The 25664-nt window shown below is 41.1% G+C and carries 24 protein-coding genes; 22 read left to right on the top strand and 2 right to left on the bottom strand.

The window, feature by feature from the left end; genetic code table 11:
• Positions 1-178 precede the first annotated feature (178 nt).
• From uvrA to nusB, 10 genes are all read left to right on the top strand, one after another.
• Positions 179-3004: an excinuclease ABC subunit UvrA gene (gene uvrA, locus ACWPVZ_RS05390; RefSeq protein WP_454381249.1), complete on the top strand. Its 2826-nt coding sequence runs from the start codon at positions 179-181 to the stop codon at positions 3002-3004.
• 95 nt (positions 3005-3099) lie between these two features.
• Positions 3100-3342 carry a DUF3923 family protein gene (locus ACWPVZ_RS05385; protein WP_082759633.1) on the top strand — a complete coding sequence of 81 codons (243 nt, stop codon included), beginning with the start codon at positions 3100-3102 and terminating at the stop codon, positions 3340-3342.
• 174 nt (positions 3343-3516) lie between these two features.
• Complete coding sequence (locus ACWPVZ_RS05380) at positions 3517-3666, top strand: hypothetical protein (protein WP_171966959.1); 150 nt, start codon at positions 3517-3519, stop codon at positions 3664-3666.
• Positions 3667-3702: 36 nt separating this feature from the next.
• The gene (locus ACWPVZ_RS05375) at positions 3703-3903 is read left to right on the top strand and encodes a hypothetical protein (protein WP_004183464.1); all 201 of its coding nucleotides are present in this window, start codon (positions 3703-3705) and stop codon (positions 3901-3903) included.
• A gap of 265 nt (positions 3904-4168) precedes the next feature.
• Entirely contained in the window at positions 4169-5029 is an 861-nt protein-coding gene (locus ACWPVZ_RS05370) for a thioredoxin family protein (protein WP_014632606.1), read from the top strand.
• Between the two features lie 214 nt (positions 5030-5243).
• Complete coding sequence (locus ACWPVZ_RS05365; protein ID WP_014635041.1) at positions 5244-6305, top strand: M24 family metallopeptidase; 1062 nt, start codon at positions 5244-5246, stop codon at positions 6303-6305.
• A gap of 18 nt (positions 6306-6323) precedes the next feature.
• Positions 6324-6779, top strand: a complete 456-nt coding sequence (locus ACWPVZ_RS05360) for a deoxycytidylate deaminase (protein WP_002884736.1) — start codon at positions 6324-6326, stop codon at positions 6777-6779.
• A gap of 115 nt (positions 6780-6894) precedes the next feature.
• Positions 6895-7455: an elongation factor P gene (gene efp, locus ACWPVZ_RS05355; protein ID WP_002884532.1), complete on the top strand. Its 561-nt coding sequence runs from the start codon at positions 6895-6897 to the stop codon at positions 7453-7455.
• A 70-nt stretch (positions 7456-7525) separates the two neighbouring features.
• Complete coding sequence (locus ACWPVZ_RS05350) at positions 7526-7915, top strand: Asp23/Gls24 family envelope stress response protein (RefSeq protein ID WP_002884704.1); 390 nt, start codon at positions 7526-7528, stop codon at positions 7913-7915.
• Positions 7908-8342 carry a transcription antitermination factor NusB gene (gene nusB / locus ACWPVZ_RS05345; protein ID WP_002884506.1) on the top strand — a complete coding sequence of 145 codons (435 nt, stop codon included), beginning with the start codon at positions 7908-7910 and terminating at the stop codon, positions 8340-8342. Before ACWPVZ_RS05350 ends, nusB begins: the two co-directional genes overlap by 8 nt.
• 90 nt (positions 8343-8432) lie before the next feature.
• Here nusB and ACWPVZ_RS05340 read toward each other — a convergent pair whose 3' ends face one another.
• Both ACWPVZ_RS05340 and ACWPVZ_RS05335 read right to left on the bottom strand, forming a co-directional pair.
• On the bottom strand, positions 8433-9398 hold the full coding sequence (locus ACWPVZ_RS05340; RefSeq protein ID WP_414341185.1) for a LacI family DNA-binding transcriptional regulator: 966 nt from the start codon (positions 9396-9398) through the stop codon (positions 8433-8435).
• An 8-nt stretch (positions 9399-9406) separates the two neighbouring features.
• The gene (locus ACWPVZ_RS05335; RefSeq protein ID WP_414341186.1) at positions 9407-10849 is read right to left on the bottom strand and encodes a sucrose-6-phosphate hydrolase; all 1443 of its coding nucleotides are present in this window, start codon (positions 10847-10849) and stop codon (positions 9407-9409) included.
• Between the two features lie 188 nt (positions 10850-11037).
• Between ACWPVZ_RS05335 and ACWPVZ_RS05330 the strand changes: the two genes are divergently transcribed.
• The 12 genes from ACWPVZ_RS05330 (at position 11038) to ACWPVZ_RS05275 (ending at position 25517) form a co-directional block, all read left to right on the top strand.
• Positions 11038-12939, top strand: coding sequence for a sucrose-specific PTS transporter subunit IIBC (locus ACWPVZ_RS05330; RefSeq protein ID WP_002884626.1), 1902 nt, complete (start codon positions 11038-11040; stop codon positions 12937-12939).
• Positions 12940-13119: 180 nt separating this feature from the next.
• Complete coding sequence (scrK, locus tag ACWPVZ_RS05325) at positions 13120-14013, top strand: fructokinase ScrK (protein ID WP_002891824.1); 894 nt, start codon at positions 13120-13122, stop codon at positions 14011-14013.
• Positions 14014-14078: 65 nt separating this feature from the next.
• A complete protein-coding gene (manA, locus tag ACWPVZ_RS05320) occupies positions 14079-15026 on the top strand; it encodes a mannose-6-phosphate isomerase, class I (RefSeq protein WP_414341187.1) in 948 nt (315 codons plus the stop codon).
• Positions 15027-15028: 2 nt separating this feature from the next.
• Entirely contained in the window at positions 15029-15373 is a 345-nt protein-coding gene (locus tag ACWPVZ_RS05315) for a hypothetical protein (protein WP_013991167.1), read from the top strand.
• Between the two features lie 182 nt (positions 15374-15555).
• A complete protein-coding gene (gene secA / locus ACWPVZ_RS05310; protein ID WP_225745629.1) occupies positions 15556-18105 on the top strand; it encodes a preprotein translocase subunit SecA in 2550 nt (849 codons plus the stop codon).
• A 19-nt stretch (positions 18106-18124) separates the two neighbouring features.
• Positions 18125-19156 (top strand): 3-deoxy-7-phosphoheptulonate synthase, encoded by a 1032-nt coding sequence (locus ACWPVZ_RS05305; RefSeq protein WP_002891816.1) that lies wholly within the window; start codon positions 18125-18127, stop codon positions 19154-19156.
• Between the two features lie 84 nt (positions 19157-19240).
• Entirely contained in the window at positions 19241-20269 is a 1029-nt protein-coding gene (locus ACWPVZ_RS05300; protein WP_371482571.1) for a 3-deoxy-7-phosphoheptulonate synthase, read from the top strand.
• 5 nt (positions 20270-20274) lie between these two features.
• A complete protein-coding gene (acpS, locus tag ACWPVZ_RS05295) occupies positions 20275-20628 on the top strand; it encodes a holo-ACP synthase (protein WP_002891813.1) in 354 nt (117 codons plus the stop codon).
• Positions 20629-20655: 27 nt separating this feature from the next.
• Positions 20656-21759 carry an alanine racemase gene (gene alr, locus ACWPVZ_RS05290; RefSeq protein ID WP_414341189.1) on the top strand — a complete coding sequence of 368 codons (1104 nt, stop codon included), beginning with the start codon at positions 20656-20658 and terminating at the stop codon, positions 21757-21759.
• A gap of 132 nt (positions 21760-21891) precedes the next feature.
• Positions 21892-23910: an ATP-dependent DNA helicase RecG gene (recG, locus tag ACWPVZ_RS05285; RefSeq protein WP_454381240.1), complete on the top strand. Its 2019-nt coding sequence runs from the start codon at positions 21892-21894 to the stop codon at positions 23908-23910.
• An 11-nt stretch (positions 23911-23921) separates the two neighbouring features.
• Complete coding sequence (locus tag ACWPVZ_RS05280) at positions 23922-24428, top strand: hypothetical protein (protein ID WP_414341191.1); 507 nt, start codon at positions 23922-23924, stop codon at positions 24426-24428.
• Positions 24429-25046: 618 nt separating this feature from the next.
• On the top strand, positions 25047-25517 hold the full coding sequence (locus ACWPVZ_RS05275; protein ID WP_414341192.1) for a hypothetical protein: 471 nt from the start codon (positions 25047-25049) through the stop codon (positions 25515-25517).
• Positions 25518-25664 lie beyond the last annotated feature (147 nt).

The raw sequence follows: 25664 nt of genomic DNA, 5'->3' as shown, positions 1-25664 counted from the left end.
GAGGCTTGGGACGATGTTCCTTGCCTTTTTTAGACACTCCAATATTATACTACATTTGAAACATTTTTGGGCTGGATAAATTGAAATTTTGTTATAATATGAGAGAAAGTCGGGATGGATTTTCCCTCCGTCTGTAGAAAGGAGTGGCCGTAGCTTCTAGGTTAGGGCCTCTTAAAATATGCAAGATAAGTTAGTGATTCATGGAGCAAGAGCTCACAATTTAAAAAATATCGATGTGGAGATTCCACGTGATAAACTGGTAGTGGTTACGGGTTTGTCAGGTTCTGGGAAGTCATCCTTGGCTTTTGATACCATTTATGCAGAGGGTCAGCGACGCTATGTTGAAAGTCTCTCAGCCTATGCCCGCCAATTTTTGGGAAATATGGAGAAACCTGATGTGGACTCGATTGATGGTTTGAGTCCTGCCATCTCCATTGACCAGAAAACAACAAGTAAAAACCCTCGTTCGACGGTCGGAACGGCAACGGAGATTAATGACTATCTCCGTCTCCTTTATGCACGTGTGGGTGTCCCCTATTGTCCCAATGGTCATGGAGCCATTCAGTCGTCCTCTGTGGAACAGATTGTGGACGAGGTCCTAGCTCTTCCTGAGCGTACGCGTATGCAGATTTTAGCACCGATTGTTCGTCGTAGGAAAGGGCAACACAAGGCCGTTTTTGAGCGTGTACAGAAAGACGGTTATGTTCGTGTTCGTGTAGATGGTGAGATTTACGATGTCACAGAAGTGCCAGAGTTGTCCAAGTCTAAGATGCATAATATCGAAGTGGTTGTGGACCGCTTGGTGAATAAGGAGGGTATCCGTAGTCGTCTCTTTGATTCGGTGGAGGCGGCCCTTCGTTTAGCAGATGGCTACTTGATTGTGGATACTATGGATGATAATGAGTTGCTTTACTCAGAGCATTATTCTTGTCCAGTTTGTGGCTTCACAGTACCAGAGTTGGAGCCGCGTCTCTTTTCATTCAATGCACCGTTTGGCTCTTGTCCGACCTGTGACGGTTTGGGTAATAAACTGGAAGTTGATATGGATTTGGTTATCCCTGATGCTAGTAAAACCTTGCGTGAAGGCGCTCTGGCGCCTTGGAATCCTATATCATCCAACTATTATCCAGCTATGCTTGAGCAGGCCATGGAGCAGTTCGGCGTGGATATGGATACACCATTTGAAAATCTGAAAAAAGAAGAACAGGATTTGATCCTCTATGGATCTGGGGACCGCGAATTTCACTTCCATTATGTTAATGATTTTGGTGGGGTGCGTGATATTGACATTCCTTTTGAAGGGGTTGTGACTAATATTAATCGTCGCTACCACGAGACCAATAGTGATTTCACTCGTAATGTCATGCGAGGTTATATGAATGAGTTGTCATGTCCAACTTGTCATGGCTATCGTCTTAACGAAGCAGCTCTCTCGGTTCGTGTTGGTGGTGAGAATGGCCTAAATATTGGTCAAATCTCTGATTTGTCTATTTCAGATCATCTTCAGGAAATTGATAGCCTGGAATTAGGTGAAAATGAAGGAATGATTGCCCGTCCAATTATCAAGGAAATCAAGGATCGCTTGACTTTCCTTAATAATGTAGGTCTTAATTATTTGACCCTCTCTCGTATGGCCGGAACCCTTTCTGGGGGTGAGAGTCAGCGTATCCGTTTGGCGACACAGATTGGCTCTAACCTTTCTGGAGTCCTATATGTTTTGGATGAGCCTTCTATTGGGCTTCATCAGCGTGACAATGATCGCTTGATATCAAGTCTTAAAAAGATGCGTGACTTGGGCAATACCCTGATTGTGGTGGAGCATGATGAAGATACTATGCGTGAGGCTGACTGGCTTATTGATGTGGGACCTGGTGCTGGTGCTTTTGGTGGTCAAATCATGGCCTCAGGAACCCCAGAGGAAGTTGCTAAGAACAAGAATTCAATCACCGGGCAATATCTGTCAGGTGCAAAATCAATTCCTGTTCCTCAGGAACGTCGTGTAGGTAATGGTCGTTTTATCGAGGTTAAAGGTGCTAGTGAAAATAACCTTAAGAATGTATCTGTCAAGTTTCCACTTGGAAAGTTGATTGCAGTCACTGGTGTTTCTGGTTCGGGAAAATCGACTTTGGTTAACGGAATTCTCAAGAAAAAGATTGCCCAAGAGCTTAATCGAAATAGTGAGAAACCTGGTAAACACAAATCAGTGACAGGAATCGAGTATATCGAGCGTTTGATTGATATTGACCAAAGTCCAATTGGGCGTACACCTCGTTCTAATCCAGCGACTTATACGGGCGTCTTTGACGATATTCGTGATCTGTTTGCCCAAACCAATGAGGCCAAGATTCGCGGTTACAAGAAGGGACGTTTCTCTTTCAATGTCAAGGGCGGCCGTTGTGAAGCCTGCTCTGGTGATGGTATTATCAAGATTGAGATGCATTTCTTGCCTGACGTCTATGTCCCTTGTGAGGTTTGCCATGGCACACGCTATAATTCTGAGACCTTAGAAGTTCGTTATAAGGGGAAAAATATTGCTGAAATTCTGGATATGACAGTTGATGACGCAGTTGACTTCTTTGCGGCTATCCCTAAGATTGCTCGTAAGGTGCAGACAATCAAGGACGTGGGGCTCGGGTATGTGACTTTGGGACAACCAGCAACAATCTTATCAGGTGGTGAGGCTCAACGTATGAAACTGGCTAGTGAGTTGCACAAACGCTCTACTGGGAAGTCCTTCTACATTCTGGATGAACCGACGACGGGTCTCCATACAGATGACATTGCTCGTCTCTTGAAGGTGCTTCAGCGTTTTGCGGACGATGGCAACACTGTTCTCGTGATTGAGCACAATCTAGATGTTATCAAGACCGCAGACCACATCATTGATTTGGGTCCTGAAGGCGGTGTCGGTGGAGGTACCATCGTAGCTACAGGGACTCCAGAGGAAGTAGCAGCTGTTTCAAAAAGCTACACAGGACAATATTTGAAAGAAAAATTGACATAAAGGAAAAAGGGCTCTCTGAGTCTTTTTTTGCTTTAGGCTGGTTTAAGTTGAGCTTGCTATTCTATGGTTAAGAAAAATGATACAGGAGTCAGACTATGGTTAAAAAGCGTTTTTTTATAGGATTTAATGGTATTCTTCTAGCCTTATTTCTAGATATTTGTCTTTTAATTAGCATTCGTACAGTGGATCATCACGGCCATTTTCAATCAGCAACAGATAAATGGGAAACTTTGCTTTATGTTTTAGGAATTTATTTTAGTTTTCTTCTTTTTGAAGTTATTTTTTATCTTATTCTGAAACACCGTAGAAGTAAACAAGTTTTAGAACAGGTCTTATAAAGACCTGTCTTTTTGTGTTCAGTGGTAGTGACATTTATGTCACTATTTTTTTGAAAAGGGAGAACTTATAATGACCTTATACCCAAATCCACTAGGTCTTCAAGACGACTAAATCTTTGTATAGTCCAAGTGGTTATTGCTGTATTTATTTTTGAAAAGAAAGGAGAAATAAGAATGCGAACTAAGGCATATGGTGAAGAGCTCAATGCTGAAACCTTAGAAAATGTTACAGGGGGTGGTTTTGTATCTAAACCTCAAACCTTACCTGAACGATTGGGTTGGAACAAATGGTGGTTGAAAAGAAGACCTCCTTATGGCGATTAGAAGTTACCATGAGTACCAAATATGGGAAAGAGAAATATGGATAAACAGAAGAATAATCTTATCAGAAGTTTAAGCATTGTTATCGTGATCGTCTGGCTATTTATTGTGATGATAAATGCTACGCTAAGTTTCACCGAAGGCGTTGCTTTTATTGACCATTGTCTCGTCTGGTCAACACTTTCGCTAGCTTTTTCTTTGTTTGCGCTTAGGGTAGCGGGTAAGGACAAGGAGAAATGATTTTCTCTGCTAATTACTATAGTCTCAGGTTGAGTTTATATACTTAGCCTTTTCTTTTGTCTTTAATCCTATGGAATGGTGACATCTATGTCACTATTTTTTATCTTGTTAAGCTCTTATAATGAAGTCATAGCTTGAACTTAGTTGTTAAAGCGCTAATTAAATAGAAAAAGGAGAGAAACATGGTAATTAGTGTCATGGTACCCTTGCTTTTGTTAATGGGTAAAAAGTAAGATGTCACACAGTAAACAAATAAGGAGAACACATGAAGAAAATACAATTTATTTTGATGGCGAGTTTTGTTTTAGGTACTTGTCAGTTAGCAGTGCTTAGTGGTGCAGCAGATGAGCTAGATGTTAGGGAGGTCGCTACAGAGCTAGCCAGTGATTTTGTTGAAAATGGTGAAGTAGGGAGTGTGCAAGATTCTTCCGAAACAGCTTCCGAACAAGTGGTTGAGAAGGCTGAATCTAATAGTGAGACAAAGGAAAATCCTCTTCTTCCATCATCACAGACAGGAGTGGCTGAGACAGAAGTGAGGTCCGAAGAGGTTTCGGTTGAAACTTATGAAAAGAATCTTGAAAACCTGAAGCAGGTCTCTTATAGTGATGTCACAAATATGTTGACTGAAGATGGTGGGGACCATATCCTTTATGTTGGCCGGCCAACCTGCTATTATTGTCGTCAAAATTCTCCAGTTTTGAAGGATTTCAATACCCTGATTGATGGTCAGCTTCTTTATTACAATACAGATTCGGATCAGCTGGACCGTGAGTCTCGTAAAATACTATTTGATAAGCTAGGTATTCCAGGGACTCCAAGTGTAATTCGTCTCAAAAATGGTCAATTGGTTTCTGGCTATCTTGGCAGTGCTCCAGATGCCCAAGCTATTTATCAGGCTGTTTTTAAGGAAGAAACTGAGAAAACGGAGACACCAGAGGGAACAGAGGTAGTAGAGAAGGCGGAAAATCCCTTACCTGAATCCCCCTCTGAAGATACTATCAAGTATGGTGGTGAGAATACAGTTAATCATACAGACCAGTCTGTTAATAGCCTAATGTCTCAAATTAAGCAAGTTTTTAGGAATCTAACAGACCTGCTTATAAGTCTTTTAGGGAAATTTTTCTAACAGACTATTTTCTACGTCGAGAAATAAAAGAATTTATCAAATATGATTACCAACTATCTACGAAAAGCGAGCCTTTGTATAATGCTAATAAAGTCAGAGTTTCATCTGGCTTTTTCTTTATGACATCAAAAAAACAATCTAAAATGTCAATTTAATCCTTTAAAGTCTGAAAATTTGGTATAATTAACCTAAAATACCAAAGGAGTAATTCATAATGCAACGTAGACTTGAACGATTTGATGCCAAACTTTCCCAATCAGGCCTTGATGCCTTGTTGGTGACAGGACAAAAAAATATCTATTATTTAACAGATTTCTGGGGGACAAATGCGACTGTCTTCATTACTAAGAATCGTCGCCTCTTCTTAACGGATTCACGTTATACCCTCATTGCCAAACAATCTGTGCATGGCTTTGATATTATCGAAAGTAAGGATCCACTTAAGGATATTGTTAAAATTATCGAGGCTGATAACCTTGAAACAATCGGTTTTGATAATCAGGTGTCATTTGCTTACTACCAAGGTCTTCAAGCGATTTTTGAAGGCTACACTTTGTCACCACAAAGCAACTTCATGGAAGAGTTGCGTATGATCAAGGACGAAAAAGAATTGGCAACTATCCGTAAGGCTTGTTCTATCTCAGACCGTGCCTTTACAGATGTGCTTGATTTCATTAAACCAGGTCAAACAACAGAGCTACAAGTAGCAAACTTCTTAGATTTCCGTATGCGCGAGTACGGAGCTTCAGGGATTTCCTTTGAGTCTATCATTGCTTCAGGCTACCGTTCAGCTATGCCTCACGGGGTTGCTTCAGAAAAGGTTATTCAATCTGGTGAGACCTTGACTATGGACTTTGGTTGTTACTACAACCACTACGTTAGCGATATGACTCGTACTATCCATATTGGTGACACTACTGATGAGGAGCGTGAAATTTATGATATCGTTCTACGTTCTAATCAGGCCTTGATTGACGCGGCTAAGGCTGGCATGACACGCCGTGACTATGATAAGGTTGCGCGTGATGTTATTGTCGAAGCGGGATACGGTGATTACTTTACACATGGTATCGGACACGGTATCGGTCTTGACATTCACGAGATTCCTTACTTTGGTAATTCTGATGAAACTATCGAAGCTGGCATGGTCTTGACGGACGAGCCAGGTGTTTATTTGGCTGATAAATATGGTGTTCGTATCGAAGATGACATCATTATCACAGAGAATGGTTGTGAATTGATTACCCTTGCGCCTAAGGAATTGATTGTTCTCTAAGATTTGGAGGAATACTTTATGCCAAACCGTTTATCTTGGCAAGATTATTTTATGGCTAATGCAGAGCTGATTTCTAAGCGTTCTACGTGTGATCGTGCCTTTGTTGGGGCTGTTTTAGTCAAGGACAAGCGTATTATCGCTACAGGTTATAACGGCGGGGTTTCTGAGACTGATAACTGTAACGAAGTAGGTCACTACATGGAAGATGGTCATTGTATTCGTACGGTACACGCAGAGATGAATGCCCTTATCCAATGTGCCAAAGAGGGGATTTCTACCAAAAATACAGAGATTTATGTGACGCATTTTCCTTGTATCAACTGCACCAAAGCTCTCTTGCAAGCTGGTATCGTAAAGATTACTTACAAGGCCAATTATAGACCGCACCCATTTGCGATTGAGTTGATGGAACAAAAGGGTGTTTCTTATTTGCAACATGATGTCCCAGAGGTTCACTTAGGAATGGATGACTAGTTTGTTCTTTGAAAAAAGCCTGAGGATTGGGTTTGAATCTATAAAACATTTGAGCCATGCTGTCATTTATGGTAGAATAAACTGATAATAATTTTTTACAAAGAGGTATTTAATAATGATTGAAGCAAGTAAACTCCGTGCGGGTATGACTTTCGTAACTAACGATGGCAAATTGATCAAAGTTCTTGAAGCTAGCCACCACAAACCTGGTAAAGGTAATACAATCATGCGTATGAAATTGCGTGATGTTCGCTCAGGTTCAACTTTTGATACTAGCTACCGTCCAGAAGAAAAATTTGAACAAGCAATCATCGAAACAGTACCAGCACAATACTTGTACCAAATGGATGATACTGCATACTTCATGAACACTGAAACATATGACCAATATGAAATTCCAGTAGCCAACGTTCAAGAAGAATTGAAATTTATCCTTGAAAACTCAGAAGTAAAAATCCAATTCTACGGAACAGAAGTTATCGGTGTGCAAGTACCAACAACTGTTGAATTGACTGTTACTGAAACACAACCATCAATCAAGGGTGCAACAGTTACAGGTTCAGGTAAACCTGCAACACTTGAAACTGGTCTTGTGGTTAACGTTCCAGACTTTATCGAAGCTGGTCAAAAATTGGTTATCAACACAGCTGAAGGTACTTACGTATCACGTGCCTAAGCCCGACTAAGTCTTTCAAACCATTGGTTTGAAGGCTTTATTTTCCAAACTAACGGAAAGGAAACATGCGATGACTACAGAAAATATCGGTGAAATTGTAATTGCCCCTCGCGTGCTCGAAGTGATTACAGGTATCGCTGCAACTAAAGTGGAAGGTGTTTACGCCCTTCAAAATAAAAATGTTACGGATAGTCTCAGCAAAACAAGCTTGGGACGTGGTGTTTACCTCCGAACAGAAGAAGATGGTACTGTAAATGCTGATATCTACGTTTCACTTCAGTATGGGGTTAACGTACCAGCGGTTTCAATTGAAATTCAAAAGGCTGTTAAAGCAGCTGTCTATGATATGGCAGAAGTGGCAATTTCAGAAGTCAACGTTCACGTTGAATCTATTGTTACTGAAAAGTCACAAAAACCAGACTTGGCTGAATTGTTTAACGAGGATTTTTTGAATGACTAATATCTTTAAAGATTCACGTCGTGACCTTCGTGAGCGTGCTTTTCAAACGCTTTTTGCCCTTGAATTTGGTGGTGAAGCTCTGGAACAAGCACATTTCGCTTACACTTATGACAAGCCAATTGACGAAGAAACTGAAGTTGATGTACCAGCCTTTCTCCTTAGCCTAGTAACAGGCGTCCGTGAAGAGTTGGCTCAACTTGATAGTCAAATTGAAGAAAAATTGAAAGAAGGTTGGAGTCTCTCACGTTTGATTGTGACAGATCGTACCCTCCTTCGTTTAGGACTTTATGAAATCACGTCATTTGAAGAAACACCAGGACGTGTGGCTATCAACGAAATCATTGAAATCGCTAAAAAATATTCTGATGAAACATCTGCTAAGTTCATTAACGGTGTACTTAGTCAGTTCGTGACAGATGAAGCATAAGCAAAAGAAGTTGAACACTATTTCAACTTCTTTTTTCTACAAATTTAACAAGAAAAAAAGTCGCAAGCGGAGATTTCTTGCGACTTTTATTTATATACTACCACCGGCAATCAAATTTACTGGAAGCACGTAATCACGATTAACTGTTTTGCCTTTAATTTTCTTGAGAAGAATTTCGACACAAAGCTTAGCAATTTCATCCAAAGGTTGTTGGATAGTTGCTAACTCTGGGTAGAAGTGACGGATAAAGGCGGTACCGTCATAACCGATGATTTTTAGGTCATCTGGGATAGAAAGTCCCAATTGTCTAGCTATCTTCATAACCAAGATAGCTGTTAAATCGTCCGAAACAAAGATGCCATCTGGTTTTTCACGAGAGATAATAGATTTGATTTCTAATTCTCGTCGCATGAGAGACAAATCGTTTGGAACAGGACAAATAATACCTTTCTTGTCCAATTCATAATTAAAACCTAGTTGACGAAGTCCTGTTGGAGAATCCGAATTATCATAGCCTGTAATCATGACAATGCGTTGACAGCCAGCCTTGACCATAGCTCTTGCGGCTAACTTGCCACCTTCAAAGTTGTCAGACGAAACAATAGGAATCTTTGGGGCGAGATTACGGTCGAAGGCAACGATGGGAGCTTCAACCTTCTCATAATCCTCAATACCAAGATTGTGACTAGACGAGATGATGCCGTCACATTGGTTGGCGGCAAGCATCTCCAAATAGTCTCTCTCCTTGTTAGGATCATGCTCACTATTACAAATAATGGTTTTATAGCCTTGCTTAAAGAGTTCATCCTCAAGACGTTCAATAAGTTCGGCATAAAATATATTGGAAATATTTGGGAAAATCAAGCCAATGAGTTTGGCCGACTTTCCTTGAAGACCTCGAGCTAAATTATTTGGTTTATAGTTGAGTTCTTGCATAGCAGCGTGAACTTTGTCAATGGTCTTCTGTGAGAGGTAGCCCTTTTTGTTTATGACGCGAGAAACTGTGGTTGGGCTCACACCAGCCAGTTCGGCAACGTCAGTAAGCTTTGCGACCATAAATCACCTTAGTATTTCAAGTCGAAGTAGTGCCCAGAAACGTTTCCTGATGTTACTTTGATACCAGTTTGTTCTGCACTTGGGAAAACACGACTAGTGAAGACTTTCTCACCTTTGTTGAAGTAAATTTCAACGATTGAGTTATCTACAAAGATGTTTGCGGTTGCAGCTTGACCGGCATCAAGTGTACATTCACGACTTGTTCCAAAGTCAGTAGCATATTGTTCACCAGCTTTAGAACGGTCAAGGATAACTTTTCCGTTCTCAGTATCAACAGTAAGTGACAAGCCATTTCCTTCTTGGTCTGCGAAGAGGACAAGTTCTGTTTGAGTGTTAGCTTCAAAGTTAAGTTCAAGCTCGTAAGTGTTAGTTGTTGCCGTTTTTTCAGAGAGATCTTCTTGACTAGCACGTAAGCTTGTAATAGCTTCTACTGGGTATTGGTAGAGTTTACCATCTTTGATAGATAATTCTTTAACCAAGCTCATAGCACCTTGGTAGTCGTATTTGTCAGTTGGATAGTCCACGTCTGGGAGACCAATCCAGCTAACAATAAGGGCACGACCATCAGGAGTGTTAAATCCTTGAGTAGCATAAGCTTCGAACCCGTAGTCCAAGTTAATAATTGGTGTGCCATCAACAAGGGCAGGTTTCTCAGGGTCGAAATCTTGGAAAATCTTATAAGTGTTAGGGTAGATGTTACCGTAGTCAAGTTCAGCTTTATCGAGACCTTGTGGGCTATAAAGAAGAACAGGTTTGGTATCTACAAAGACAAGGTTAGGACACTCAATCATGTACTCTGACCCAGTGCCACCAAAGTCAAGATTACCAACCTCAACCCAGTTTTCGACATCATTGTCTACTGCCTTGTAAAGTTTGATATAACCTTGTTTATCGTGGTTTTGAGCACCTACGATAGCGTAGAATTGTCCCTTGTAATCGAAGATTTGAGGGTCACGGAAGTGCCCAGTAGCGTCAGCAGGTTGTTTGATAAGAACCTTGTCGAATTTTTCGATTTTGCCGTCTTTATCCATCCAAGCGCCGATTTGACGTGGGTCACGAATCCAGTTTTCATCACGAACGTTCCCAGTATAGAAGATAAAGAGTTTATCACCGATTTGATAAGCAGAACCTGAGTAGGCACCGTGGCTATCATTTTCATGGTCTGGCAAGAGTTTGACACCAGTTTCTGTAAAGTGAACCAAATCTTCAGTTTCAGTATGCACCCATTGTTTCAAACCATGAGCAGCTCCAAATGGCCAACTTTGGTAGAAAAGTTGGAACTTACCATTAAAGTAAGAAAAACCGTTTGGATCATTAAGAAGCCCTGTTTCTGGTTCGATATGGTAACTTGCACGCCAAGGTGATTTAGCGACATTTTCTCTAATCTTTGTTTTTTCTTCGTCTGTCCAATCTGCGTATGGACGGTAACGAACTTCTGTTGGTAGATTCATATTTAGTAATCTCCTAATCTATTTGTTAATAATATAGTAAACGTTTTACCTATAAAAATCAACGATTTATAACAAAAAATAAAAAAATATGCTAAACGGTTGACATATGGCAGAAAGATGCTAAAATAGTTATCGTAAAGAAAAGCTAAACGCTTTCATACCAAATTTTATTAAGGAGAATTTTGCAAATGGATAACAAACAAATTGCAAAAGAAGTCATCGATGCCCTCGGTGGACGTGAAAACGTCAACAGTGTTGCTCACTGTGCGACTCGTCTACGTGTGATGGTCAAAGATGAAAACAAAATCAATAAAGAAAAGGCTGAGAACATTGAAAAAGTTCAAGGTGCTTTCTTTAACTCAGGTCAATACCAAATGATTTTTGGTACAGGTACTGTTAACAAGATTTACGACGAAGTCGTTGCTCAAGGTCTTCCAACAGCATCTAAAGACGAACAAAAAGCAGAAGCTGCTAAACAAGGTAACTGGTTCCAACGTGCTATCCGTTCATTCGGTGACGTTTTCGTTCCATTGCTTCCAGCAATCGTAGCGACTGGTCTTTTCATGGGTATCCGTGGAGCAATCAATAACGATACAGTTCTTGGTTTGTTCGGTACAACATCAAAAGCTTTTGCTGCTACTGATTTCTATACTTACACAGTTGTATTGACAGATACAGCCTTCGCCTTCTTCCCAGCCTTGATTTGTTGGTCAGCCTTTAACGTATTTGGTGGTTCACCACTCCTTGGTTTGGTTCTTGGTTTGATGATGGTTAACAACGCCCTTCCTAACGCTTGGGATGTTGCATCAGGTGCTGCTAAACCAATTTACTTCTTTGATTTTATTCCAGTAGTAGGTTACCAAAACTCAGTGCTTCCAGCCTTCTTCGTAGGTTTGCTTGGTGCTAAGTTCGAGCAATGGGTTCGTAAATGGGTTCCAGACGTTCTTGACCTTCTCTTGCGTCCACTTATCGTCTTCGCAGTAATGTCAGCTTTGGCCCTCTTTATCATTGGTCCTGTCTTCCATACTGTTGAAAGCTATGTTCTTGCTGCTACAGAATGGATTCTTAACTTGCCATTTGGTCTTGCTGGTCTTGTTCTTGGTGGAGTTCACCAAGTTATCGTCGTTACAGGGGTTCACCACGTCTTTAACTTGCTTGAAGCTAACCTCATTGCTAATACTGGTAAAGACCCACTTAACGCTATCATCACAGCTGCTATGACTGCCCAAGCTGGTGCGACACTTGCAGTGGGTGTTAAAACTAAAGATGCTAAATTGAAAGCACTTGCTTTCCCTGCAACTCTTTCAGCGGTACTTGGTATCACTGAACCAGCTATCTTCGGGGTTAACCTTCGTTTCGGTAAACCATTTATCATGGGTCTTATCGCTGGTGCTGCTGGTGGTTGGTTGGCCTCAATCCTTAACCTCGCTGGTACAGGATTTGGTGTAACAATCGTTCCTGGTACTCTTCTTTACCTTAACGGTCAAGTGCTTAAGTATGTGATCATGGTACTTGTAACACTTGCTCTTGGTTTTGCTCTTACTTGGATCTTCGGTTACAAAGAGGAAGAAGTTGAAGCTCAAAAAGAAGTTGTTGCTGAAGATATTGCATCTGCAGAATCAGCTCCAGTTGCATTGCAAGCCGAAACAATCGCTGCACCACTTAAAGGTGAAGTTGTAGCTTTGGAAAATGTTAATGACCCAGTCTTCTCATCAGGAGCTATGGGTAAAGGTGCCGCTATTAAACCTTCAGGAAACCAAGTAGTCGCACCATTTGATGGTGAAGTGCAAATCGCCTTCCCAACAGGTCACGCTTACGGTCTTAAATCTGATAAAGGTGCTGAAGTGCTTATCCACATCGGTATCGACACTGTCTCACTTGACGGTAAAGGATTTGATGCTAAAGTTCAAGCAAATCAACGTATTAAAAAAGGTGATGTCTTGGCTACCTTCGATAGCTCAGTAATCACTGAAGCAGGTCTTGACGATACAACTATGGTTATCGTTACAAACACTGCAGACTTCGAAGATGTTTCATCAGTAGCGACTGGTTCAGTTGCTGAAGGTGCAGACTTCATCGCAGTTAAATAATAAGCTAGAAAAGTCGAAGCCAATTCGGCTTTTTTAGTTAAATGGCTCATAAAGAAAAGTATGAAGCAGAGTAGTCTGTACCTCCTTAAACAAGGTCTCATTTAGATTGTCTTTTGCCTAGCTTTTATTTATAATAGTATAAATAGTTATTATTGATCATAAAAGGAGATAGCTTTACCTATGGCTAAACTTTACGGAAGCTTGGAAGCTGGTGGTACAAAATTTGTTTGTGCTGTTGGCGATGAGAAATTCCAAGTCGTTGAAAAAACTCAATTCCCAACAACTACACCTTACGAAACAATTGACCGTACTATTGAATTTTTCAAACGTTATGAAGATCAATTGGCTGGAATTGCAATTGGTTCATTTGGACCAATTGATGTTGATCCAAACTCTGAAACATATGGTTTTGTGACTTCAACACCAAAACCACATTGGTCAAATGTCGACCTTCTTGGTTTGATTGCTAAAGAGTTTAATATTCCTTTCTACTTTACGACTGATGTTAACTCATCTGCTTATGGTGAGACACTTGTTCGTAAAGGTGTTAAGAGTCTTGTTTACTACACTATCGGAACTGGTATTGGAGCCGGTGCTATTCAAAATGGTGAGTTCATTGGTGGTATGGGTCACACTGAAGCTGGTCACGTATATGTACCTCTTCACCCAAATGATGTTTCCAATGAATTTAACGGAACTTGTCCATTCCACCGCGGATGTTTGGAAGGTTTGGCTGCTGGTCCATCACTTGAAGCCCGTACAGGTATTCGTGGCGAATTGATTGAGCAAAATTCTGAGGTTTGGGATGTTCAAGCTTACTACATTGCTCAAGCTGCTGTCCAGGCAACTGTGCTCTACCGTCCAGAAGTTATCGTCTTTGGGGGTGGTGTTATGGGACAAGAACACATGCTTCGTCGTGTCCGTGAAAAATTCACAGCTCTTTTGAATGGTTACCTTCCAGTGCCAGACGTGACTGAGTATATTGTGACACCTGCTGTTTCAGGTAATGGCTCTGCGACGCTTGGTAACTTTGCACTTGCCAAAGATGTAGCTGACAAACACTCACGCAAATAAGCAAAATATGTAAAATCGCTTTAAGACATGATCTTAAGGCGTTTTGCTCTATACAGGAGGATGTAATGGAACCTTTATTTTTAGATTCGCCAATGCATGAAAAAATCTGGGGAGGTAATCGCCTTAAGACAGAGTTTGGTTACGATATTCCCAGTGAACACACTGGTGAATACTGGGCAATTTCTGCCCATCCTAATGGTGTATCCTATGTCAAAAACGGGAAGTATGCTGGTTTTCATCTGGCAGAACTTTACAAGGATAAACCAGAACTTTTTGGAAATCCCAAGACTAGTGTTTTTCCTTTGTTGACAAAGATTTTGGACGCTAATGACTGGCTCTCAGTACAAGTACACCCTGATGATGCTTATGGACTAGAGCATGAAGGTGAGCTAGGAAAGACAGAATGTTGGTATATTATTGATGCTGAAGAGGGTGCAGAGATTATTTATGGTCACAAGGCTAAGACCAAGGAAGAATTGGCGTCCTTAATTGACGCAGGTGATTGGGACGGACTTTTATCGAAAACTCCTGTTAAAAAAGGTGACTTTTTCTTTGTACCAAGTGGTACCATGCATGCTATTGGTCCAGGTATCCTGATCTTAGAGACTCAACAATCTAGCGACACCACTTACCGTGTCTATGATTTTGATCGTAGGGATGATCAGGGCAATAAACGTGAGCTTCATATTCAACAGTCTCTTGATGTCTTGAATCTAGGGGACCCAGAAAATAGCATCCCAGCAACTGTTAAGACCTTGCAATTAGAGTCGACTTGTTTGACATCAAACTCCTTCTTCACCGTATATAAATGGAAACTCAGTGGCTTGGTTGACTTCAAGCAATCAGCTCCTTATTTGCTTTGTTCAGTACTTTCTGGCAATGGGACTATGACTATCGATTCACGCATTTATTGTCTAAAAAAAGGTGATCACTTCATTCTTCCAAATGATGTGACAGATTGGGAAATTGATGGACAATTGGAGATGATTGTCAGTCACCCTAACGAGGCTTAAGTATGAGTAATGAAAAAGTTTTAGCTGCACTATTTGAGCGTATTGAAATCGGCAAATCCTATTATTTTGAGGGAGCTTACTATCGTCTGAAAGATTATGGAGATCACATTTATGGCTTACAACGGGCCATTCCGGGTATGTGCGGTGAAAAAACGGCCTCCCCTAGCATCAAATTTTACTGGAAAAATGGTGTCTTGGACTATCAATTCTACGTTGATTTTGAAGCTAGCCCTATGATAATGAAGGCCTATAGCGGCACCGACCATGTCTTCTTTGAGCAGGCTTTTGAAAATCTCTTGCATGATTTTGAGGATATCCTAGAGAGCCAAGAGAACTCTAAGAAGTAGTTTTAAAGCATTATTGTCGATATTTTCAGTGAATCTAATAAAAAAGTTTTCGTTTATTTGCAAATCCATTGTGAAAGCCCTTAAACTAGGGCTTTTTTCTTTGTCAATCCTTGAGTGATTTCTTGTTTAAAGGGGGCTTTTGTGGTAAAATATGGAGATAAAGACTGTCGAAAGGAAAAAAGATGGCAAATATATTACGCAAAATCATTGAAAATGATAAAGGCGAAATTAAGAAACTAGAAAAAACTGCCAAGAAAGTCGAGAGCTATGCTGATGCAATGGCAGCTCTTTCAGATGAAGAACTTCAGGCAAAAACAGAAGAATTTAAAAAACGATATCAAAACGGAGAAAGTCTAGACCAACTCTTGCCAGAGGCATTTGCAGTTGTTCGTGAAGGGGCAAAACGTGTTCTTGGACTTTTCCCATATCGTGTGCAAATCATGGGTGGTATTGTTCTTCACCATGGTGACGTCCCAGAGATGCGTACAGGGGAAGGGAAAACCCTGACTGCGACAATGCCTGTTTACCTAAATGCTATTTCAGGTGAAGGTGTGCACGTTATCACCGTTAACGAATACCTTTCAGAGCGTGATGCAACTGAAATGGGTGAGCTTTATAGTTGGCTTGGTTTGTCAGTAGGGATTAACCTTTCAGCCAAATCACCAGCTGAAAAACGTGAAGCTTATAACTGTGATATCACTTACTCAACCAACTCAGAGGTAGGTTTCGACTATCTTCGTGATAACATGGTTGTTCGTAAGGAAAACATGGTACAACGTCCATTGAACTATGCCTTGGTCGATGAGGTTGACTCAGTTCTTATCGACGAAGCTCGTACACCATTGATTGTATCAGGTCCTGTAAGTTCAGAAACTAATCAGTTATATCACCGTGCGGATGCCTTTGTTAAGACCTTGACAGAGGATGATTATGCCATTGATATTCCAACGAAAACGATTGGTTTGAATGACTCAGGTATTGACAAGGCTGAAGAATTCTTCAACTTGGACAACTTATACGATATTGACAATGTTGCCTTGACTCACTATATTGACAACGCCCTTCGTGCCAACTACATCATGTTGCATGATATTGACTATGTGGTCAGTCCTGAGCAAGAAATTCTTATCGTTGACCAATTTACAGGTCGTACCATGGAAGGACGTCGTTTCTCAGATGGGCTCCACCAAGCCATTGAGGCAAAAGAAGGTGTTCCAGTTCAAGAAGAAACGAAGACATCTGCCTCAATCACTTACCAAAATATGTTCCGTATGTACAAGAAATTGTCAGGGATGACTGGTACTGGTAAAACTGAGGAAGATGAATTCCGTGAAATTTACAACATGCGAATCATTCCGATTCCAACTAACCGTCCAATTCAACGTATTGACCACGATGACCTTCTTTACCCTACCTTGGATGCTAAATTCCGTGCAGTGGTACAAGATGTTAAACGTCGTTATGAAAAAGGACAGCCAGTCCTTGTTGGTACGGTTGCCGTTGAAACATCTGACTTGATTTCTAAGATGTTGGTTGAAGCAGGTATTCCTCATGAAGTGCTTAATGCCAAGAACCACGAAAAAGAAGCGCATATTATCATGAATGCGGGTCAACGTGGTGCCGTTACGATTGCGACCAACATGGCCGGTCGTGGTACCGACATCAAACTTGGTGAAGGTGTTCTTGACCTTGGTGGACTCTGTGTCATTGGTACAGAGCGTCACGAAAGCCGTCGTATCGATAACCAGTTGCGTGGTCGTGCGGGACGTCAAGGGGATCCAGGGGAATCTCAATTCTACCTTTCACTTGAAGACGAATTGATGCGTCGTTTCGGTTCTGATCGTATCAAACAAGTCTTGGAACGTTTGAATGCTGATGATGAAGATATTGTTATCAAATCACGTATGTTGACACGCCAAGTGGAAGCGGCTCAAAAACGTGTCGAAGGAAATAACTACGATACTCGTAAACAAGTCCTTCAGTACGATGACGTTATGCGTGAACAACGTGAAATCATCTACGCTGAGCGTTATGATGTTATCACAGCGGAACGTGACCTTGAACCTGAGATTAAGGCTATGATTAAGCGTACGATTAATCGTACGGTAGATGGTCACAGCCGCAATGATCAAGAGGAAGCTCTTAAAGGTATTTTGAACTTTGCTCGTCAGGCTTTGGTTCCTGAGAATGCCATCTCACTTGAAGATTTACAAGAAGTGGGAGAGGTAACGAAACGTAGTGTTAATTATGACGCTATTAAAGTTTACTTGAATGAGTTAGCAGATGATGTTTATGATCGTCAAATCAAGAAATTGCGTTCAGAGGAAGCTATCCGTGAATTCCAAAAAGTCTTGATTTTGATGGTTGTTGATAACAAGTGGACGGACCACATCGATGCCCTAGATCAATTACGTAATGCCGTTGGTTTGCGTGGTTATGCACAAAACAACCCAATCGTTGAGTATCAATCTGAAGGGTTCAAGATGTTCCAAGATATGATTGGGGCAATTGAATATGATGTGACACGTACAATGATGAAAGCACAAATTCATGAGCAATCTCGTGAAAATGTGAATGAACGTGTTTCGACAACAGCAACAGGCAATATCCAGGCCCACCAAGCAGATGCTAATGGTCAAGAAATTGACTTTAGTAAGGTTGGTCGTAATGACTTCTGTCCATGTGGCTCTGGTAAGAAATTTAAAAATTGTCACGGTCGTAAACAATTTTAGGAAAAAATAGGTAATTATTATGGTTTTTAAAGCAGTAAGTGAAAAAATTGATTTTGATGCAGTTAAAGAATCAACTACATTAACAGGTGAAGCCCTTGCCAAGAAACAAGCTCGTGATAAAGAGCTTGAAGCAATCATCAAGGGTGAAGATGACCGTACGCTTTTGGTTATCGGTCCATGTTCATCTGATAATGAAGAAGCTGTTCTTGATTATGCTCACCGTTTGGCTAAACTTCAAGAAGAAGTTAAAGATAAAGTCTTTATGGTTATGCGTGTCTATACAGCTAAACCTCGTACAAATGGTGATGGCTATAAAGGACTTGTACACCAACCTGATGCTGAAGGGAAACCAAACCTAATTAACGGTATCAAGGCTGTACGTAACCTTCACTACCGTGTTATCACTGAAACTGGTATCACAACTGCTGATGAAATGCTTTACCCAGAAAATCTTCCTTTGGTAGATGACCTTGTGTCATACATTGCCGTTGGTGCACGTTCTGTAGAAGACCAACAACACCGTTTTGTTGCTTCAGGTATTGATGTTCCAACTGGTATGAAGAATCCAACATCAGGGAACCTTAACGTGATGTTTAACGGTATCTACGCCGCACAAAACAAACAAAACTTCCTCTTTAACGGTGAAGAAGTTGAAACTCCAGGGAACCCATTGGCACACGTTATTCTTCGTGGTTCAACGAATGAATATGGTAAAAACGTGCCTAACTTCTACTATGATGATGTGCTTGAAACAATCGAACACTATGAACAAATGGGCCTTGAAAATCCATTCATCGTTATTGATACAAACCATGATAACTCAGGTAAACGTTACTTGGAACAAATCCGTATCGTTCGTCAAACCTTGATTAACCGTGATTGGAATGAAAAAATCAACAAAGTGGCACGTGGTTTCATGATTGAATCTTACCTTGAAGATGGCCGTCAAGATGCGCCAGATGTCTATGGTAAATCAATCACTGACCCATGTCTTGGTTGGGATAAGACAGAAGAATTGATTCGTGAAATCCACGATACTTTGTCAAAATAATAAGGTAACAGAAACCATATATGGGGAGTGAACCGTTTGGATGACCAAGCGGTTCGCTCTCTTTTCACAAAGAGAGGGAAATAGATGGGAATTCATCAAAATAGTCCGCTGATTGATGTCGCGGAAGTAAGGAAATTGCATGCTCTTACGGGAGACGCACTAGTAACTAAACAGGCTAATGATGAGGCCTTGGCAAAAATTATCAAGGGTGAGGACAAACGTATTCTCTTGGTTATTGGTCCATGTTCATCTGACAATGAAGAAGCGGTCCTTGATTATGCTCACCGTTTGGCCAAACTTCAGGAAGAAGTGAAGGATAAAATCTTTATTGTTATGCGTGTTTATACAGCTAAACCACGTACTAATGGGGACGGTTATAAGGGGCTTATCCACCAGCCAGATGCAGAGGGTGATGTAGACCTTCTTGCTGGGGTTAAGGCAGTTCGCCACCTTCAGTCACGTATTATTACTGAGACAGGTCTTCCTATCGCTGACGAGATGCTTTATCCGTCAAATCTTTCCTTCTTTGATGATTTGCTTAGCTATCATGCTGTTGGAGCACGTTCTGTTGAGGACCAAGAGCACCGCTTTGTAGCTTCAGGTATTGATGTGCCAATTGGCTTGAAGAACCCAACGTCAGGGAATTTGAATGTCATGTTTAATGGTATCTATGCTGCGCAGAATCAACAGCATTTCCTTTACAATGGTGCTGAAGTTAAAACAGATGGTAACCCACTAGCTCACGCTATCTTGCGTGGTGCCAACAATGAAAATGGTCAGAACATTGTCAACTACCATTACGAGGACTTGGTTAAGGCTTTGGACAAGTATAGTGCACTTAATCTGGAAAATCCATTTATCCTTGTTGATACTAACCATGACAACTCAGGTAAAAACTTCATGGAGCAAGTTCGTATTGTGCGTGAAGTCCTTCTTAACCGTGAGTGGGATGAGCGTATCGCGGATACCGTGCGTGGCTTTATGATTGAGTCTTACCTTGAGGATGGTCGTCAAGACACACCTGAAGTTTATGGGAAATCAATTACAGATCCATGTCTTGGTTGGGATAAGACAGATAGCCTTATTCGTGAAATCCACAATCGACTGTCGTAACAATTATGATTTTTGGACATGGTATAGACTTGCAGGAAATTTCAGCTGTTAAAAAGGCTTATGACCGCAATCCACGCTTTGCAAAAAAGGTATTGACACCAAAAGAGTGGGAACGTTTTGAATCCCTTTCTGGCAATCGTCAGATGTCCTATTTAGCAGGTCGCTGGGCCGGTAAGGAAGCATTTTCAAAGGCTTGGGGTACTGGTATTGGAGCAGTTGGCTTTAAGGATATTGAAATATTGACCAATGACAAGGGAGCTCCAGTGGTAACCCAATCACCTTTTGAAGGCAAGGTTTTTATCTCGATTTCCCATAGCGGTGATTTTGTTCAGGCAAGTGTCATTTTAGAAAAAAACTAAGAGATAGATGTTGTAAGAGGATAGCTTATGATTTCAAGTTTACATCGACCAACCTTGGCAAAGGTTGATCTATCAGCAATTTCAGAAAATATTGAACAAGTGGTTAGTCACATCCCTAAACAGGTAAAGACTTTTGCAGTTGTTAAGGCCAATGCTTATGGTCATGGCGCTGTCGAAGTGGCCAAGCATGTATCTAAGCAGGTGGATGGTTTTTGTGTTTCCAACCTAGACGAGGCGCTTGAACTTCGTCAAGCTGGCTTAGAACAACCGATGCTTATTTTAGGAGTTGTCTTGCCAGACGAGGTTCCTTTGGCTATTCAAGAAAACATCACGCTGACGGTAGCTTCGCTAGAGTGGTTGGAAATGGTTAAGGATCAAGGGCTTGATTTAACTGGTTTGACCTGTCATATTAAGGTTGATTCAGGTATGGGTCGTATTGGGGTGCGTAGCCAAGGGGATGCGGATAGCTTGATTGCTGGTCTGAAATCACTTGGTGCAGATGTCGAAGGTATTTTTACTCATTTTGCAACGGCTGATGAGGCAGATGATAGTAAATTCAAGCGTCAATTAGCCTTCTTCACGGATTTGGTTAATAACTTGGTGGACCGTCCTCGCTTGGTACACGCTAGCAACTCTGCGACAAGCATCTGGCATGCAGAAACAGTCTTTAATGCGGTACGTCTGGGTGTTGTTATCTATGGTCTCAATCCTAGTGGTAGTGTTTTAGACCTTCCATATAGGATTCGTCCTGCTTTAAGTTTGGAGACTGCACTTGTTCATGTTAAGACCCTGCCAGCAGGTCAAGATGTGGGTTATGGTGCAACCTATACGACGACAGCTGATGAGGTTATTGGAACCATTCCGATTGGCTATGCGGATGGTTGGACCAGAGATTTACAAGGTTTCCATGTTATTGTGGATGGACAGCTTTGTCCTATTGTTGGGCGTGTGTCTATGGACCAGATTACCGTTCGTCTTCCTAAGGTTTATCCCCTAGGAATTCCTGTCACTCTTATGGGTGAAAATGGTGGAGCAAGCATCACTGCGACAGAGGTGGCTGAAAAACGTGGGACTATCAACTACGAAGTTCTTTGTTTACTTAGTGACCGTGTACCTCGTAGCTATGACTAATATCAATAAAAAGAGAAGTCCAGTTTGATGCTGGATTTTTTGGTTTTAGTGAAGAGTATTTTCATGTGTTATAATAGCTGATAAGGCTTCCTTTTTCACGGGAAGAAGAACACGATAGAAATGATAGAGGATATGATTCAACTAGATTCACCAATTGCGGATTTGAAAGGCTTTGGGCCTAAGTCCGCTGAAAAATTTACCAAATTAGATTTATACACGGTTGGGGACCTCTTGCTTTATTTTCCTTTCCGATATGAGGATTTTAAGAGTAAGTCTATCTTTGAACTGATGGATGGCGAAAAGGCTGTTATTACGGGAACAGTGGTGACGCCTGCCAATGTGCAGTATTATGGCTTTAAACGGAATCGTCTGAGTTTTAAAATCAAGCAAGGAGAGGCTGTGATTGCCATTAGTTTCTTCAACCAACCTTATCTTGTGGACAAGATTGAAATGGGGGCAGAAGTGGCTATTTTTGGCAAATGGGACCAGAAGAAGTCTGCTGTGACTGGTATGAAAGTCCTGGCTCAAGTTGAGGACGATATGCAGCCAGTCTACCATGTGGCCCAGGGTGTTAGTCAGGCCCAACTGATAAAGGCCATAAAGGCAGCTTTTGATAGTGGGGCCCTTAATTTGTTGGAGGAAAGTCTCCCTCAGGTGCTGCTGGACAAGTACCGTCTCATGGGACGTCAAGAGGCTGTGCGTGCCATGCATTTTCCGAAAGATTTGGCTGAATATAAGCAGGCTCTACGTAGGACCAAGTTTGAGGAGCTCTTTTATTTCCAGATGAATTTACAGGTGCTGAAGGCTGAAAATAAGTCCGAAACCAATGGTCTAGCAATTGCTTACGATGAAGCCAAAATCAAAGCCAAAATTGCAGCATTACCATTCCCCTTAACAGAGGCCCAACAACGTAGTTTATCGGAAATCCTAGCTGATATGAAATCTGGGGCTCATATGAACCGTCTCTTGCAAGGAGATGTGGGCTCAGGGAAAACAGTTATCGCTAGCTTGGCTATGTATGGGGCCTATACGGCAGGATTTCAGTCTGCCCTCATGGTACCGACGGAAATCTTAGCAGAGCAGCATTATCAGAGTTTACAGGGGCTTTTTCCTGAGTTAGAGGTAGTGATCCTAACTTCTGGAATGAAGGCGGCGGATAAGAAAGTAGCCCTTTCCAAAATCGAGTCTGGGGAGGCTCAGATGATTGTGGGAACCCACTCGTTGATTCAAGATGCAGTGACTTATCATAGTCTTGGGTTAGTCATTACTGATGAACAGCACCGTTTTGGGGTTAATCAACGTCGTATTTTCCGTGAGAAGGGTGACAATCCTGACGTCCTCATGATGACAGCGACCCCTATCCCTAGGACCTTGGCAATCACTGCCTTTGGGGAGATGGATGTATCTATCATTGACCAGATGCCAGCTGGACGTAAGCCCATTATTACCCGTTGGGTCAAACATGAGCAGTTAGATACTGTATTGGCTTGGATTAAGGGGGAGTTGGAAAAAGATACTCAGGTCTATTTTATTTCTCCTCTGATTGAAGAGTCTGAGGCTCTTGATTTGAAAAATGCCGTTGCTCTTCACCAGGAACTCACAGAGTTCTTTGGGGATTCAGCTACAGTAGCTCTGATGCACGGTCGTATGAAAAATGATGAAAAAGACCAAATTATGCAAGATTTCAAGGACAGAAAATCTCAGATTTTAGTATCAACTACAGTTATCGAAGTAGGTGTTAACGTGCCAAATGCTACAGTTATGGTCATTATGGATGCGGATCGTTTTGGACTTAGCCAGCTTCACCAGCTTCGAGGGCGTGTAGGTCGAGGCAATCAGCAGTCCTACTGTGTTTTGGTGGCTAATCCTAAAAATGATACTGGTAAAAAACGCATGCAGGCCATGTGTGAGACCACGGATGGCTTTGTTCTAGCTGAGGAGGATCTTAAAATGCGTGGCTCAGGTGAAATCTTTGGGACACGTCAGTCAGGTATTCCTGAATTTCAGGTGGCCGATATTGTGGAAGACTACAATATCTTAGAGGAATCCAGACGGGTGGCTAGCCAAATTGTATCTGACCCTAACTGGCGAGAGAATCCTGAATGGCAGGTGCTAGGAGCACATTTGAGAAGCCAAGGCGAGTTTGATTGAGGAGGAAACTAATGAACAAAAGACGGTTAAAACTCGATTTTTTTGCTATCTTGCATCCCTTGTTTCTTATGATGTTAGGTCTTATATTTTATTTTTTCGCCTTCATCTTGATTTGGTTTATTACCGAATTGACAAAGCTGATAGAAGGAAAGACAGACTTTCATACCCTATATCTTTATTCACTTCTTATCTCTCTAGCTTGTTCGATATTACTGATTATGTACGTCGCGGGTTTTATAGCTCAACTGATTATCCATATACAGCATCAAAAGGAAAGAACGCTTTTGCCAGTCTGGTGCATGCTTACGGCTGTACTGATGCTTGTGCCACTATTCGAAGATTTTAGTATCTTAGGCTCGTCTTGGAATTTTAAAGGGTATTTTCTTTCCATAGTTGCCTACATTGCCTATCTCTTTACAAAGCTACCCAAGGTTATTGAAAGTTACCGCTATCATGCGACAATTCGCTATGCTGTTTGGGTGGCTCTGGTGTTGGGTCTTATCTTATCCATGCTTTAGACAGAAAAACTCTCAGTAAACTCACTGAGAGTTTTAAGTTTCCTTCAAGCTTATTACAAGCTTTCTTTAAGTTAGGCAACCTATAATAAAACCATCAAAACGAGATAGGTTTTGATAATAAAACGTTTTGGCTAGGCCAAACCATTCCTAAAAAGGAGGACAAAACAATGACAGTAAAAATTAAAGTAACCTACAACCGAAATTTCCAGAAGCATCCTCAAGACTTTAAGTTTTATCAAAACTAGTATTGATGCTAGAAAGAGGCTAAATTTACCCATATTCTACAACTTTCATCCCTCATTTTCCAAAATCCCTTTTTCCTTTTTTTCATAACGTAGAATCCCTCTTCTTAAACTCATAAAAAGTCTAGACGGAAGCTTGACCAGTCTAGGCGATTAACATAAGTAAGCTAACCAGTTGAGATTTTCTTGACTGGTTTTTATTTTTTGAAATTTAGATAAAAAATATCGAAAAACGATAAAAATGTGTTGACAAGGAGAAATAAAGAGTGTAATATATAGTTATCGATAAACGATAATAAGTTTTCGATAAAGATAATCTTATTCGCGAAAAAGAGAAATTATTTACTAAAACTATTTAACAAAGGAAAAACTTATCATGAAAACACTTAAACCAATCATCAACGCTCTTCTTATTCTTCTTATGGCAATCTACGGTCTTGCAATGCTTGCTTTACTTATCCTTCCTTTTGTGAACGTGGCCAATCTTTTCCCAGGTGCAGAGGTTCAATACCTTTCTGGTTGGGGTTACTGGCTGGTCGCAGAGCTACAATTTGCCTTCTATCTTGCCTTGATTTGGCTCCTTCGTAAAGAGCTTAAAGACTTTACTTGGAAGGCACTTTGGACAGAAGATTTCTCTCTTTTCTTGAAAAAGGCTGCCCTTCTAACCTTTGTGCCATCAGCCTTGAATATCTTCTTGCAGTTGGGAACGACAGATCACCTAGTAATGGACTTCAGCACATCAGTTTGGCTCTTCTTGGTCTCTCTAGCTTGTGATGCTATCCGTCTTCGTAAGGGACAAACAGCTGTCAAATGTCAAATAATTGAATGTATCTTAGTTGAAAAGTAGTAAAATCTTATCTATAAACTAGTATTTTATATTGATATTCGATATAATTGATACTGTTAATAGTTAGCTGCTGATTTAGTATAAGGTCAAGGGCTCCTAGAGGCACCTTGGCTTTTTCTAGTCTATATTCCCAAAAAATCAAAATGT

The sequence above is a fragment of the Streptococcus sp. Marseille-Q6379 genome, assembly GCF_965119505.1.
This window is presented reverse-complemented; position numbering and strand designations above follow the sequence as displayed.

Coding starts and splice junctions, on each gene's coding strand:
- nusB (WP_002884506.1), top strand. CDS start 7,908: ATGACTAATATCTTTAAAGATTCACGTCGTGACCTTCGTGAGCGTGCT.
- recG (WP_454381240.1), top strand. CDS start 21,892: ATGATTCAACTAGATTCACCAATTGCGGATTTGAAAGGCTTTGGGCCT.
- ACWPVZ_RS05370 (WP_014632606.1), top strand. CDS start 4,169: ATGAAGAAAATACAATTTATTTTGATGGCGAGTTTTGTTTTAGGTACT.
- ACWPVZ_RS05280 (WP_414341191.1), top strand. CDS start 23,922: ATGAACAAAAGACGGTTAAAACTCGATTTTTTTGCTATCTTGCATCCC.
- ACWPVZ_RS05275 (WP_414341192.1), top strand. CDS start 25,047: ATGAAAACACTTAAACCAATCATCAACGCTCTTCTTATTCTTCTTATG.
- uvrA (WP_454381249.1), top strand. CDS start 179: ATGCAAGATAAGTTAGTGATTCATGGAGCAAGAGCTCACAATTTAAAA.
- secA (WP_225745629.1), top strand. CDS start 15,556: ATGGCAAATATATTACGCAAAATCATTGAAAATGATAAAGGCGAAATT.
- ACWPVZ_RS05365 (WP_014635041.1), top strand. CDS start 5,244: ATGCAACGTAGACTTGAACGATTTGATGCCAAACTTTCCCAATCAGGC.
- ACWPVZ_RS05375 (WP_004183464.1), top strand. CDS start 3,703: ATGGATAAACAGAAGAATAATCTTATCAGAAGTTTAAGCATTGTTATC.
- alr (WP_414341189.1), top strand. CDS start 20,656: ATGATTTCAAGTTTACATCGACCAACCTTGGCAAAGGTTGATCTATCA.
- ACWPVZ_RS05360 (WP_002884736.1), top strand. CDS start 6,324: ATGCCAAACCGTTTATCTTGGCAAGATTATTTTATGGCTAATGCAGAG.
- ACWPVZ_RS05380 (WP_171966959.1), top strand. CDS start 3,517: ATGCGAACTAAGGCATATGGTGAAGAGCTCAATGCTGAAACCTTAGAA.
- scrK (WP_002891824.1), top strand. CDS start 13,120: ATGGCTAAACTTTACGGAAGCTTGGAAGCTGGTGGTACAAAATTTGTT.
- efp (WP_002884532.1), top strand. CDS start 6,895: ATGATTGAAGCAAGTAAACTCCGTGCGGGTATGACTTTCGTAACTAAC.
- acpS (WP_002891813.1), top strand. CDS start 20,275: ATGATTTTTGGACATGGTATAGACTTGCAGGAAATTTCAGCTGTTAAA.
- ACWPVZ_RS05385 (WP_082759633.1), top strand. CDS start 3,100: ATGGTTAAAAAGCGTTTTTTTATAGGATTTAATGGTATTCTTCTAGCC.
- ACWPVZ_RS05300 (WP_371482571.1), top strand. CDS start 19,241: ATGGGAATTCATCAAAATAGTCCGCTGATTGATGTCGCGGAAGTAAGG.
- ACWPVZ_RS05335 (WP_414341186.1), bottom strand. CDS start 10,849: ATGAATCTACCAACAGAAGTTCGTTACCGTCCATACGCAGATTGGACA.
- ACWPVZ_RS05350 (WP_002884704.1), top strand. CDS start 7,526: ATGACTACAGAAAATATCGGTGAAATTGTAATTGCCCCTCGCGTGCTC.
- ACWPVZ_RS05330 (WP_002884626.1), top strand. CDS start 11,038: ATGGATAACAAACAAATTGCAAAAGAAGTCATCGATGCCCTCGGTGGA.
- ACWPVZ_RS05305 (WP_002891816.1), top strand. CDS start 18,125: ATGGTTTTTAAAGCAGTAAGTGAAAAAATTGATTTTGATGCAGTTAAA.
- ACWPVZ_RS05340 (WP_414341185.1), bottom strand. CDS start 9,398: ATGGTCGCAAAGCTTACTGACGTTGCCGAACTGGCTGGTGTGAGCCCA.
- ACWPVZ_RS05315 (WP_013991167.1), top strand. CDS start 15,029: ATGAGTAATGAAAAAGTTTTAGCTGCACTATTTGAGCGTATTGAAATC.
- manA (WP_414341187.1), top strand. CDS start 14,079: ATGGAACCTTTATTTTTAGATTCGCCAATGCATGAAAAAATCTGGGGA.